Source organism: Variovorax sp. dw_954 (assembly GCF_018449755.1).
Taxonomy (GTDB): domain Bacteria; phylum Pseudomonadota; class Gammaproteobacteria; order Burkholderiales; family Burkholderiaceae_C; genus Variovorax.
The window spans coordinates 236,584-249,046 of sequence record NZ_JAAVVD010000002.1; the positions used below are offsets into that span (position 1 = coordinate 236,584).

The following is a 12,463-nucleotide window of genomic DNA, read 5'->3' on the forward strand; positions in this document are numbered from 1 at the left end:
GCGATGCTTCCGACAAAACGTCGCCTGTCCATCATGCACGTGGCCTTTCCGGACAGGGAGGCGGGCCGTTGGCCATTGGGTCGAGCCGCCCACTCAGCCCCAGGCGCCCTGCGCCTCTTCCCAGCCGATCACGGCGATGGGGCTGCCGTCCGGCTTGATGAAGGTCAGCGGGCCGAGGAAGGTCATGTAGAACTCGCTGTCTTCGGGGAAGTTCGTCTTGTCATGGCGTGCGCCCGAGGATTCGAATCCATAGCCTGGCGCAACGGCCGTTGCGCCGCCCGCGGCCTTGCCGCCGCGCACGTCCATCTTGCCCCTGGTCAGCAGGTATTCGCCCGGCCCGGCATGGATATGCGGTGCGAACGAGGAGCCCGCGGGGCAGTCGAAGATCGCCGTCCAGGAGCCTTGGCCCGGCGATACGTTCAGCAGCTTCCAGCGAATGCCGCCCGTGGAAAAGGCGTCCGGGAACGGCTGCCATTGCACCTCGTCGATCTGCACATATTCTTCGCTTGACTTCGTCTTCATGTCGTCTCCATCGTGGGTGAGTGGAACGCGCGTGGAGACCCGCTCCAGCGCGACGATCGGGCGATGCCGAATGAAGGATCGCCCCGGCGCCATTGAACTGCAAATCCCGCCCGCGCGCCCGGCCGCGCGCACCGCCCATGCGGCGATATCAGGGTAAGCCGCGCCACCGCCCCGTTGTCAAGCAACGGCGGCGGTACTAGCATGAGTGCAGCTTCGCGTTCGCACCCTGGGAGGGCAACAAGGCTCGCCGAAAACGCGGGACAACATGGAGACAACCAGTGAATAGACGCAAGACTCTCAAGACATTGGGAAGCGCGGCCATGGCCGGCGCATCGGGGCTCGCCAGCCGGCTCGCCTTCGCGGCGAATCCGTCGATGGTGACCGTGGTCAAGATCGCGGGCATCCCGTGGTTCAACGCGGTCGAGAAGGGCATCGTGAAGGGCGCCAAGGACTTCAACATCGACGCCACCATGGTCGGCCCGGCCAATGTCGACCCGGCGCAGCAGGTCAAGCTGCTCGAGGACCAGATCGCCAAGAAGGTGACCGTCATCGGCCTGGTGCCGCTGGACGTGAAGGTCTGCGAGCCAGTGCTCAAGCGGGCGCAGGCGGCGGGCATCAAGGTCATCACGCACGAGGGGCCGGAGCAGGAGGGGCGCGACTGGAACGTGGAACTCATCGACTCGGTGAAGTTCGGCGAGGTGCAGATGCAGCGCATCGCCAAGGACATGGGCGAGTCGGGCGAATACGTGGTGTACGTCGGCACGCTGACCACGCCGCTGCACAACAAGTGGGCCGACGCCGCCATCGCCTACCAGAAGAAGAACTACCCGAAGATGAAGCTCGCGGCCGACCGCTTCCCCGGCGCCGACGAGATCGACACCTCGTACAAGACCACGCTCGACGTGATCAAGGCGTATCCCAATCTCAAGGGCATCCTCGGCTTCGGCTCCAACGGGCCGATCGGCGCGGGCAATGCGGTGCGCGAGAAGCGGCTGGGCAAGAAGATCGCGATCGTCGGCACGGTGCTGCCGTCGCAGGCCAAGGACCTGATCGCCGACGGCATCATCCGCGAAGGCTTCCTGTGGAACCCGACCGATGCGGGCTATGCGATGGTCGCGGTCGCGCGGTTGATGCTCGACGGCAAGCCGATCAAGGACGGCGTGGAGATCCCGGGCCTGGGCAAGGCGTCGGTCGACGTGCCCGGCAAGCTGATCAAGGTCGACAAGATCATGGCGATCAACAACCAGACGATCGCGGGACTCATCGCAGGCGGGCTTTGAGGGTTGAGCAACTTTCTCGAGCTGCAGTCGATCTCCAAGCGCTTCGGCGGCGTCGTCGCGCTGCGCAACGTCGACCTGGCGTTGGCAGCCGGCGAGGTGCATTGCCTGGTCGGTGAAAACGGCTCGGGCAAGTCGACGCTGATCAAGATCATCTCGGGCGTGCTCGCGCCCGAGCCGGGCGGGCGCATCGTGATCGAAGGGCGGGAGTATCCGCACCTCGACCCGGTGCAGTCCACCGCCTGCGGCATCCAGGTGATCTACCAGGACCTGTCGCTGTTCCCCAACCTCACGGTGGCGGAGAACATTTCGATCGCCAGTCACCTGGGCCGGCCGCAGGTGGTGAACTGGAAGCGGCTGCGCGCGACCGCCGCGGCGGCCATGGCGCGCATCGGCGCATTGCTTGATCCGGACGAGCGGGTGGAAGACCTGTCGATCGCCAACCGGCAACTCGTCGCGATCTGTCGCGCGATGGCGGCCGACGCCAAGCTGGTGATCATGGACGAGCCGACCGCGTCGCTGTCGCGGCACGAGGTCGATGCGCTGATCCGCCTCGTCGCCGATCTCAAGCGGCATGGCATCTGCATCGTGTTCGTGTCGCACCGGCTCGACGAGGTCATGGAGATCGCCGAGCGCGTGACGGTGCTGCGCGACGGCGCGAAGGTCGGCGAGTTTCCGGCGCGCGAGATGGACGACAAGAAGCTCGCGACCCTGATGACCGGGAAGTCCTTTGCGTACAAGACCTCGTTGACCGACTGGACGACAGCCGACGTGGTGCTGCAGGTGAGCCACCTCACGCGCACCGGCCAGTACGAGGACATCAGCATGGACATCCGCGCCGGCGAGATCGTCGGGCTGACGGGGCTGCTGGGTTCCGGGCGCACCGAGTTCGCGCTGTCGCTGTTCGGCATGAACCGGCCAAGCTCGGGCGAGATCCGCCTGAACGGCAAGCCGCTCGCGCTCAAGACCAACGCGCAGGCGATCGAGGAGGGCATCGCGTATGTCTCGGAAGACCGGCTCAACCTGGGGCTGGTGCTGGAGCAGCCGATCTCCTCGAACATCCTGGTGACGGTGCTCGACAAGCTGACGAACGGCATCGGGCTGGTGCCCGAGCAAACGCGCCAGGCGACGGCGCAGCACTGGATCAAGGAGTTGGCCATCAAGGCGCCGAATGCCGACAACGCGGTGCGCACGCTGTCCGGCGGCAACCAGCAGCGCGTGGTGCTGGCCAAGTGGATGGCGACCGCGCCCAAGCTGCTGATCCTGGACAGCCCGACCGTCGGCGTCGACATTGCTGCCAAGGACGGCATCTACGAAGTGGTGCGCGCGCTGGCGGCCAAGGGGGTCGCGATCCTGTTGATCTCGGACGAGATTCCGGAGGTCTTCTATCACGCGCATCGAGTGCTGGTGATGCGCGGCGGCAAGCTGGCCGGCGAGCGCGTGCCGCATGATTCGAGCGAAGAGGAATTGCAGGCGATGGTCGATGCATAGCCCCACGTCCGCGCTCCAGCGTTTCCGCCGCAGCCACGAGTTCTGGCTGCTGGCCGTCATCCTGGTCATGTCGGTCGCGCTGTCACTGGCGACCGACAGCTTCCTCACCATCCAGAACCTCTACGACCTGCTGACCTCGAACGCCTTCATCGGCATCCTGGCCTCGGGCCTGCTGGTGGTGCTGATCTCGGGCGGCATCGACATTTCGTTCACTGCCACAGCGTCGATTGCGCAGTACATCGCGCTGACGCTCGGCATTCAGCACGGGCTCGGCTGGCTGTCGCTGTTCGCGATCGCGGCGGCGGTCGGTGTGCTGTGCGGCGTGATCAATGCGGTGTTCATCACCAAGCTGCGCATCTCGTCGATCATCGTGTCGATCGCGACGCTCAACATCTTCTACGGCCTGCTGATCTTCTCGACCGGCGGCAAGTACATCACCTCGCTGCCCAAGTTCTTCCGCGACGGCATCTGGTGGTTCGAGCAAGAGGACGCAAGTGGCGTGCCGTATGCGTTGAACCTGCAGATCATCGTGCTGGTGCTGTCCTTCCTGGCGGCCTGGCTGCTGCTGAACCGCACCAATGTCGGCCGGCAGATCTATGCGATGGGCGGCAACAAGGACGCGGCGCAGCGCCTGGGCTTCCATGTGTTCCGGCTCAACGTGCTGGTGTATGGCTACCTGGGCTTCGTGGCCGGCGTGGCCTCGCTGGTGCAGGCGCAATTGGCGCAGTCGGTGACGCCCACCGTGCTGGTCGGCAAGGAACTCGACGTGCTGGCGGCCGTGGTGCTGGGCGGCGCGAGCCTGACCGGCGGCGTGGGCACGGTGATGGGCGCGATCCTCGGCGTGGCGTTGCTGGCGATCCTGCAGAACGGGCTGGTGCTGATCGGCGTGTCCTCGTACTGGAACCAGTGGTTCGTCGGCCTGACCATCCTCGTGGCCGTGTCGATGACGGCCTGGTCGGAGCGCCGCCGCCGCGCCACGAAGGCGATCAACTGATGGCGCTCGCAAGCGTCCTGCGCGGCGGCACGGTGCCGATGTTGTCGCTGGTGCTGGTGGCGCTGCTGGCGGTGTTCGGGCTGCTGCTCGGCGAGCGCTTCTTCAGCGTCGGCTCGCTGCAGTCGATGGCTTTCCAGTTGCCGGAACTCGGCATCCTTTCGCTGGCGATGATGGTGACGCTGCTCTCGGGCGGACTCAACCTGTCGATCATCGCCACGGCCAATCTCTGCGCGCTCACGATGGGCTGGGTGCTCACCACGCAGGTGCCGGGCGCGCAGGGCTTCATGTGGGGCGGCTGGCAACTCGTCGCGATCCTCGCCGGCGTGGGCGTGGCGCTGGTGGTGGGGCTCATCAACGGCTACGTCATCGCCTACCTGGGCGTGTCGCCGATCCTCGCGACGCTGGGCACGATGACGCTGTGCAAGGGCCTGTCGATCGGGCTCACGCGCGGCAACGTGATCTCCGGCTTTCCGGAGCCGATCGTGTTCCTGGGCAACGGCACGCTCGCAGGCGTTCCGGTGGCGCTCATGATCTTCCTGGCGCTGTGCGTGCCGATGGCGGTGCTGCTCAACAAGAGCCCGTTCGGCCACAAGGTCTACATGATCGGGTCGAGCGAGAAGGCGACGCGCTATTCGGGCGTCGACACGCGGCGCGTGCTGCTCGGGGTGTATGTGCTGTCGAGCCTGCTGGCGGTGGTCGCGGCGCTGGTCATGATGGCGCGCTTCAACTCGGCCAATGCCTCGTATGGGGAGAGCTACCTGCTGGTGACCATCCTCGCCGCGGTGCTCGGCGGCGTCGACCCGTTTGGCGGCTTCGGCAAGGTGGGCGGGCTGGTGATGGCGCTGGTGCTGCTGCAGTTGATTTCGTCGGCGTTCAACCTGCTCGGCTTCAGTCCGTTCCTCACGCTGGCGATCTGGGGCGCGCTGATCATCGCGGTGACGGCGGTGGGGGCGAGGCTTGAAGGATTCCGCGGCTCGCGCGGCTGAGAGCCCTGTCCCGCGCTAACCCGTGATGATCGGCTTCAGGGCCTCGATCTCGGACACCATGAAGTCGAAGAAGGCGCTCACGCGCGCCGTCTTGCGTATCTCGGGCATGGCCAGCAGCCGCCAGTCCCGCGACAGTGCGGCGACGGGTCCGAGCACACGCACCAGCTCCGGCTCCGAATCGCCCAGCGCCGTAGGTAGCGGCGCGATGCCGACGCCCGCCTTCGCCGACAGCAGGAGGCCGAGCACGCTGCCACAGCGCGCCACGATGGCGGCGTCCGGCGCCACGTCGCGCAGCCACTGGCTCGCGCGATGCGCCGACATGCTTTCCTCGAACCCGGCCAGCGGGTGCCCACCGAGTTCCTCGACCGATGAGGGCATGTCATGCCGCGCCACATAGTCCTTGCTCGCATAGACGGCCCACAGCGAGTCTCCGACCTTCCGGCCCACCAGCACGCCATCGTCGGTGTCGCCTGAGCGCAAGGCGACGTCGGCCTCGCCGGTGCGCAGGTCGATGTACTTGTCGCTCATCACGAACTCGACGTGCAGCGCGGGATGCTGCACATGGAAGCGATCGAGCAGCCCCGATTTGGTCAGCCGGTTGACCAGCGGCTCGGGGCAGGTCAGCCGGATCACGCCGGCGGCATTGCGCCTCGATTCGGCCAGCGCTTGTTCGAAGGCGACGGCGGCGTGCTCGACCTGCTGCGCGGCCTGCAGCATCTCCGTGCCGAAGTCCGTGAGTCGATAGCCGCTGGTGTGGCGTTGCACCAGCGCGCGTCCGATGTGGCGTTCCAGCGCGGTCAGCCGTCGCTGCACGGTGGATTGGTCGACTCCCAGCGCACGGCCCGCGGCCAGCGTGCTGCCGTGCCGGGCCACCGCGACGAAGTACTTCAGGTCGTTCCAGTCGAGCATCGCTCGTTATGCACTATTGCGGCCCCGTTCCGCAAGTCCGCGCCTTGTGGCGGCCTGGGGGCGAGCCTACGCTGGCTTTCCCATCGCAAACGAGGACAGCGCCATGACGACACCCCATCCAACGCCTGGCGGCATCGCACGTCGCCGCATGCTGGTCGCCGGGATGGCCGCCGCGATCTGCAACTCCGCCAGCCTCGCGCAGGCTCCGTCGGCACCAGGGCGCGAGCGGCTGCGCATCATCTGCACCGGCCCGGCCGGAAGCGTCCCCGACATCGTGGCGCGCCGCTATGGCGAAGCGCTTGCCGGCGTGTACGCGCGGCAGGTCGTCGTCGACAACCGGCCGGGTGCGGCGGGGCAGATCGCAGTGCAGGCGCTCAAGTCGGCGCCGGCCGATGGAGCGACCTGGCTGCTGGGCCAGGGTGCAATCGCAAGCCTCTATCCGACGCTGTACGAGAAGCTCGGCTACGAACCCGCGCGCGACCTGCGACCGGTGTCGCTCGCGGCCGAAATGAACCTCGGCGTGGTCGTCGGCCCGGCGGTGCCCGCCGAGGTAGGCGACATGGATGCACTGATGAAGTGGATGCGACGCACGCCCGATGCCGCCAACGCTGCTTCGCCGGGCACCGGCACGCTGCCGCACATCCTCGAAGTCATGGTCTTCGACCAGGCCGGCCTGAATTGGCGCCATGTGCCATACCCCGGTGGCCCGCCGGCGATGGTGGCGTTGCTGGGCGGCCAGGTGGCGGTGCTCGCGCTGCCGGAAGGCCTGCTGCTGCCGCAACTCGCCGGCGGGCGGCTGCGGATGCTTGGCACCTCCGCCCTGGAGCGCAGCCGGTTCTCGCCGGGTGTTCCGACGCTCGCAGAACAGGGATTCGCGCGGTCGGTGATGCGCGAGTGGTTTGCGTTTTTCCTGCCGGGTGGGGCTTCGGCCGGTGTTGCCGAAGAGGCCTCCCGGGCGGTGCATGCCGTTGCGACCCGCAATGATGAGTTGGCGCACAAGCTGGAGGACTCGGCCATGGTCGCCGTGCAAGGTACTCCGGCGCAGTTGGCCGCAAGGGTCGAGGCGGATCGTCTAGCCTGGGCGCCCCTGCTGGTCAGCGCCGGCATCCGCGGCGACGCCTGAACACGCTGCGCCTGAACTCGCTGCGCCCGAACCGGAGGCCTGACGAGCGCCGTGCCTTCATGCCTACACCGCGAGGGCGGCGCACGACGTATCACGGGGGCGATCGAATGAAGGAGCCCTCACATGCAACGCGAATCGGTGATCGACCAACTGAAGCAGTACGACCAGCAACGCCCCGACTTCCCCGGCGAGCATGTCATCGTGCTCGGCGTCGGGGCGCTGCTGTTGTGGAAGGCCGCCACCGGTCGTTCGTTCATCGGGCGCACGCTGGCCGGCGCCCTGGGCACCGCGCTGGTGGGCCGCGCCGCGAGCGGCACCGGTGGCGTGGCGCGGCTCGGGCAACTGCTCGCCGGACGCGCGCGCCCGCTCTGAGCCGATCGGGTCGGCATCAGGAGCCACCCATGTCCGCTTCACATCTCCACCTCTCGCCCGACCCGACGCGGGCGCTGGCTCAACTCAAGGCCGCCACCGACCGCTGCCGTGAATGCCCGATCGGCGAGCACGCGACGCAATCGGTGTTCGGCGAAGGCCCTGTGCACGCCGCGTTGATGGTTGTCGGCGAGCAGCCCGGCGACCAGGAAGACCTGCGTGGCCGTCCCTTCGTCGGGCCGGCCGGCAAGCTGTTCGACCGCGCCTGCGCCGACCTCGGCTGGCCGCGCGACAGCATCTGGGTCAGCAATGCCGTGAAGCATTTCAAGTTCGAACTGCGCGGCAAGCGACGCATCCACAAGACGCCGAGCCAGCAGGAGGCCGCGGCCTGCCTGCACTGGCTCGAAAGCGAAATCGCCCAGGTCAGGCCACGGGCCTTGGTGGCGCTGGGCGCGACCGCGGCCCGCGCTTTGCTGGGCCGACCCGTGGCGGTGATGAAGGAGCGCGGCCAGTGGCATGAAGGCCGGCGCGGCGAACGGGTGCTGGTGACATTGCATCCCTCCGCGTTGCTGCGTGGCGACCCTTCACAGCAGCACGAGGCCTATGCCGCCTGGCTCGCCGACCTTGCGTTGGCCAGCGACCTGGCCTTGGCCACGCCGCGCCGCGGCGAGCATGCACCTACGTCCCGCTGAGGCGTTCGCGCGTGGGTCGCGTATCCAGTTGTAGCGCCAGTCGGCGAGTTGTAGCGCGGCCTGTATCGCCATCGACAGCCGGATCAGCCGATGTCTTACAAGTGGCACTGCTGCGCCGTTGCATCTTGCATCCCGCAAGGTTATTGTCATTGCTCGTCGAGCCAGGAGCCCAGCATGTTGTTCAACCGCCGTGTCGAATGGATCTGCGTCGCGGGCCCCGGATCGCGTGGTCGATGATGGCCGCCGCGATGTCGTCCCCGTCGAGGACTTCTGCTCCGGCCATTGCCTTCGGCGACGTGCTGGACCTTGCGCGATGGCGCAGCCGATCCCCCCGCAGCGTGTGCGAGGCATGCCAGACCATCAACCTGGGGTCGCGGCGCTACTGCAAGGGTTGCACCGGCAGGCTGCCTGCGTACTACGCGACGAGTGAAAACGCCGCGTTGCAGCAAGCGGCCAGACACGGTCTGGTAGCGACGCCCACGCAGGCGCGGCGCAGGCCGCTGGCGTCGGGCTGCATGGGGGCATTCCTGATCGCCGTGGCAGCCATTGCGGGTCTCCCGTTGATCGAATCCTCGCCCACTGATGCGTCGGCGGAGCGTGCGGTGCTTCAGCCTCTCGCCCCCGTCGCGTTGCAGGACCAGGTCGCGGTGCCCGTGACGGTGCAGCCTGAGCCCACGACCCACGCTGCCGCCATCGAGGCGGTGCCGGAGCCGGCGTTCTCCGCTGCCGAAGAAGAGGACGAGACGATCGCCGACAGTCCGGTGGAGCGTCCCTCGAGGAAGGCCGCCATGGTCCGACGGCAGGCGGTGTCGCCACCGCAGCACGTGCCGGGTACGCAAAGCGCATCGGCGCAGTTGGCCCGGTGCGACGAGATGAACTTCTTCGCCCGGGCGATGTGCGTCAACCGCACCTGCGCGCAGCCTTCCGCGGCCCGCGCGACCTCCTGCGCGCAGCCGATCCGCCAACGCCGCCTGGACGAAGCGCGGCGCAACCCGACGCTGGTCGGATGAGCCGGAGCATGCCCGCCGCCTGCCCCACCTGCGGAACCGACAACCGTGACAGCGCGATGTTCTGCCGCGGCTGCCTGGCCAAGCTGCCGGCCTTCGCGCCCACGGCGCCTTCGATGCTGGAGTCCATCCGGGCGTCGCCTGCGGATGCGCCCCGCCCGCGACCACGTGGGGGAGGGCCCGCGGGCGCGCAGGCCGTTGCATCCTGGATGGTCTTCCTGGGCGTGTTGTTGCTCGTTGGCGTCTCGGCCCTGGTGGTCTGGGCCGCGACTTCGGCGCGCGTGCCGCACATGCAGGCGCCCTCTGTCCTGCCGCAGGTACAGGCTGCGGTCGCACCGCCGCCTCGCATGCGCACGGAGGAAGAGCGCGAGGTGTTGACGGCCGCGCATCTGGTGCCCAAGCCCGAAGCAACATGGGACGACAAGCAGGGGGCAAGCCAGCCGATCCCCCTCCAGGCGCTCACGCCAGACCAGGGCGTGAAGTCACGACCCGCCCGGGTGGCCACCACGAGCGGCGCCAAGCCCCGCAAGGAAAACCGTCGCCTGATACCCGTCGTAGCCGCCACGTCAGGCGCCCGCGCGGCTTGCGATCGCTACAACCCCTATGGCGAAGTGCTCTGCACGCAGGGTGGGTACCCGTACAGAACCTGGTCGGGGCGTTACCGCCGGCAATGACCCGCTGCAGCGGCGCGTGAACGCCGCCGGCCTCTCCGAGCGACCTCGCTGAGAGCCGCTGAAACGCGGACTAAACGCGGGCTTGGCGGCCGTAAAGGACGCCAACGGTCGCCGAAGGACGCGAAAGAACGGCCAGGAATTTTTGGTTGTTCTTTCGCGTCCTTCGCGAAACCTTCGCGTCCTCTGCGTCCGGAAGTCCCCCTTCCTGAACCCTCAGCCATCGCGCAGCGCAACCCTCCATATCCGGGAAACTACTTAATAAATCTAATTGATTTAGTTAGTCGGCACGCCCACAATCCCTCCACGCCGCCAGGGCATGCAACCCGGCAGGCGCAGTCCCTCACCACCCCAATGCAGTCGCCCGCCGACCGCACCAACGACACCAACGGAGACACTCATGCCGAAGACCTCGATCCGCATCGCCCTCACCATCACTGCCGGCCTCTGCGCCGCAGGCTTCGCTGTCGCGGCGGACCAGCCGGTGGTCGGCCTCATCACCAAGACGGACACCAATCCCTTCTTCGTGAAGATGAAGGAGGGCGCCCAGGCGGCGGCCACCGCGCAGGGCGCCAAGTTGCTGAGCGCCGCGGGCAAGCAGGACGGCGACAACGCCGGCCAGGTCACGGCCATCGAGAACATGATTGCCGGTGGCGCCAAGACCATCCTGATCACGCCCAACGATTCCAAGGCCATCGTGCCCGCCATCAAGAAGGCGCAGGCGCAGGGCGTGATGTTCATCGCGCTCGACAGCCCGACCGACCCGGCCGAGGCCGCCGACGCGCTGTTCGCCACCAACAACTACACGGCCGGCGAACTGATCGGCAAATACGCCAAGGCAGCCATGGCCGGCAAGCCCGCCAAGATCGCCACGCTCGACCTGTTCCCGGGGCACCCGGTGGGTGCGCAGCGCCACAACGGCTTCATGAACGGCTACGGCCTGAAGTCGCTTGACGCCAAGAGCAACGAACTGGCAAAGGACGGCGCGGTGGTCTGCATGGCAGACAGCTTCGGCGACCAGGCCAAGGGCCAGACCGCCATGGAGAACTGCCTGCAGAAGAACCCCGACATCAACCTCGTCTACACCATCAACGAACCCGCCGCCGCCGGTGCCTTCCAGGCGCTGAAGAACGCAGGCAAGGAGAAGGGCGTGATGATCGTTTCCGTCGATGGCGGCTGCACCGGCATCAAGAACGTGAAGGCCGGCATGATCGCCGCCACCTCGCAGCAATACCCGCTCAAGATGGCATCGATGGGTGTCGAGGCCGGCGTGGCCTATGCCAAGAACGGCACCAAGGCCAAGGGCTACACCGACACCGGCGTCACGCTGATCACCGACAAGCCGATGGCCGGCGTGGAGAGCAAGGATACGAAGGTTGGCACCGACCTTTGCTGGGGCAACAAGTAAGGCGGCCACATCGTGTCCACCTCCGCCACACCCAAAGCAACGGGAGCTGTCATGACAACCGGCAAGACATCGAAGCTGCCACCCATCTCGACGCTCGGTCCGGTGATCGCGCTGTTGATCGCGGTGATCTTCTTCTCGACGCAGAGCGACCGATTCCTGTCGGTGCAGAACTTCTCGCTGATCCTGCAGCAAGTGATGGTGGTGGGCACGATCGCGATCGGCCAGACGCTGGTCATCCTCACGGCCGGCATCGACCTGAGCTGCGGCATGGTGATGTCGCTCGGCGGCATCGTGATGACCAAGCTGGCAGTGACCAGCGGCATGAACGAGTACCTGGCCATCCTGTGCGGGCTGCTCGCATGCATGGCCTTCGGCCTGGTCAACGGGCTGCTGGTCACGCGGATCAAGCTGCCCCCGTTCATCGTGACGCTGGGCACCATGAACATCGCCTTCGCCATCACGCAGCTCTACTCGGGTGCGCAGACCGTCACCGACCTGCCGCCCGCCATGACCTTCTTCGGCAACACCATCTCGCTCGGCGGCGCGGCGCTCAACTACGGCACGATCTTCATGATCCTGCTCTACATCTTCATGTGGTGGGGTCTGCGCGACACGCAGCCCGGTCGCCATGTGTACGCGGTGGGCAACAACCCCGAAGCCACGCGCCTCACCGGTATCCCGACCGACAAGGTGCTGCTGATGGTGTACGTCACCGCCGGCCTCTTCTACGGCATTGCCTCGCTGCTGTCGGTGGCCCGCACCGGTGTCGGCGATCCGAACGCCGGGCAGACCGAGAACCTCGACGCGATCACTGCGGTGGTGCTCGGCGGCACCAGCCTCTTCGGTGGCCGCGGGATCATCCTGGGCACCCTGCTGGGGGCGGTCATCGTGGGCGTGTTCCGCAACGGCCTCACGCTGATGGGCGTCGCCTCTGTCTACCAGGTGCTGATCACCGGCGTGCTCGTCATCCTGGCCGTCGCCACCGACCAACTTTCTCGCAAGGGAGCTCGCTGA

At 67.1% G+C, this 12,463-nt stretch carries 13 protein-coding genes; 11 read left to right on the forward strand and 2 right to left on the reverse strand.

The window, feature by feature from the left end; translation table 11 throughout:
- Nucleotides 1-93 precede the first annotated feature (93 nt).
- Nucleotides 94-522, reverse strand: coding sequence for an acetylacetone-cleaving protein (locus HB681_RS04260; protein WP_213953523.1), 429 nt, complete (start codon nt 520-522; stop codon nt 94-96).
- 278 nt (nt 523-800) lie between these two features.
- Here HB681_RS04260 and HB681_RS04265 point away from each other — a divergent pair, with 278 nt between their 5' ends.
- The 4 genes from HB681_RS04265 to HB681_RS04280 are packed head-to-tail and all read left to right on the forward strand — an operon-like array spanning nt 801 to nt 5,270.
- On the forward strand, nt 801-1,802 hold the full coding sequence (locus HB681_RS04265; RefSeq protein ID WP_345944618.1) for an autoinducer 2 ABC transporter substrate-binding protein: 1,002 nt from the start codon (nt 801-803) through the stop codon (nt 1,800-1,802).
- Nucleotides 1,803-1,805: 3 nt separating this feature from the next.
- Nucleotides 1,806-3,290, forward strand: a complete 1,485-nt coding sequence (locus HB681_RS04270; RefSeq protein WP_213953524.1) for a sugar ABC transporter ATP-binding protein — start codon at nt 1,806-1,808, stop codon at nt 3,288-3,290.
- A complete protein-coding gene (locus HB681_RS04275; RefSeq protein ID WP_213953525.1) occupies nt 3,283-4,284 on the forward strand; it encodes an ABC transporter permease in 1,002 nt (333 codons plus the stop codon). Before HB681_RS04270 ends, HB681_RS04275 begins: the two co-directional genes overlap by 8 nt.
- The gene (locus tag HB681_RS04280) at nt 4,284-5,270 is read left to right on the forward strand and encodes an ABC transporter permease (RefSeq protein WP_213953526.1); all 987 of its coding nucleotides are present in this window, start codon (nt 4,284-4,286) and stop codon (nt 5,268-5,270) included. Before HB681_RS04275 ends, HB681_RS04280 begins: the two co-directional genes overlap by 1 nt.
- Nucleotides 5,271-5,285: 15 nt before the next feature.
- Here the strand turns inward: HB681_RS04280 and HB681_RS04285 are convergent, their stop codons facing one another.
- Nucleotides 5,286-6,179 (reverse strand): LysR family transcriptional regulator, encoded by an 894-nt coding sequence (locus HB681_RS04285; protein ID WP_213953527.1) that lies wholly within the window; start codon nt 6,177-6,179, stop codon nt 5,286-5,288.
- Nucleotides 6,180-6,282: 103 nt separating this feature from the next.
- On the opposite strand from HB681_RS04285, the gene HB681_RS04290 reads away from it, so the two are divergent.
- The 7 genes from HB681_RS04290 (at nt 6,283) to HB681_RS04320 (ending at nt 12,463) form a co-directional block, all read left to right on the forward strand.
- Complete coding sequence (locus HB681_RS04290; RefSeq protein WP_213953528.1) at nt 6,283-7,302, forward strand: tripartite tricarboxylate transporter substrate-binding protein; 1,020 nt, start codon at nt 6,283-6,285, stop codon at nt 7,300-7,302.
- 123 nt (nt 7,303-7,425) lie between these two features.
- The gene (locus HB681_RS04295) at nt 7,426-7,674 is read left to right on the forward strand and encodes a hypothetical protein (RefSeq protein ID WP_213953529.1); all 249 of its coding nucleotides are present in this window, start codon (nt 7,426-7,428) and stop codon (nt 7,672-7,674) included.
- Nucleotides 7,675-7,703: 29 nt separating this feature from the next.
- The gene (locus HB681_RS04300; protein ID WP_213953530.1) at nt 7,704-8,363 is read left to right on the forward strand and encodes a UdgX family uracil-DNA binding protein; all 660 of its coding nucleotides are present in this window, start codon (nt 7,704-7,706) and stop codon (nt 8,361-8,363) included.
- Between the two features lie 197 nt (nt 8,364-8,560).
- Nucleotides 8,561-9,373 (forward strand): hypothetical protein, encoded by an 813-nt coding sequence (locus tag HB681_RS04305; protein ID WP_213953531.1) that lies wholly within the window; start codon nt 8,561-8,563, stop codon nt 9,371-9,373.
- An 8-nt stretch (nt 9,374-9,381) separates the two neighbouring features.
- On the forward strand, nt 9,382-10,044 hold the full coding sequence (locus HB681_RS04310) for a zinc ribbon domain-containing protein (RefSeq protein ID WP_213953532.1): 663 nt from the start codon (nt 9,382-9,384) through the stop codon (nt 10,042-10,044).
- A gap of 397 nt (nt 10,045-10,441) precedes the next feature.
- Nucleotides 10,442-11,449 (forward strand): sugar ABC transporter substrate-binding protein, encoded by a 1,008-nt coding sequence (locus HB681_RS04315; RefSeq protein WP_213953533.1) that lies wholly within the window; start codon nt 10,442-10,444, stop codon nt 11,447-11,449.
- Nucleotides 11,450-11,500: 51 nt separating this feature from the next.
- A complete protein-coding gene (locus HB681_RS04320; RefSeq protein WP_213953534.1) occupies nt 11,501-12,463 on the forward strand; it encodes an ABC transporter permease in 963 nt (320 codons plus the stop codon).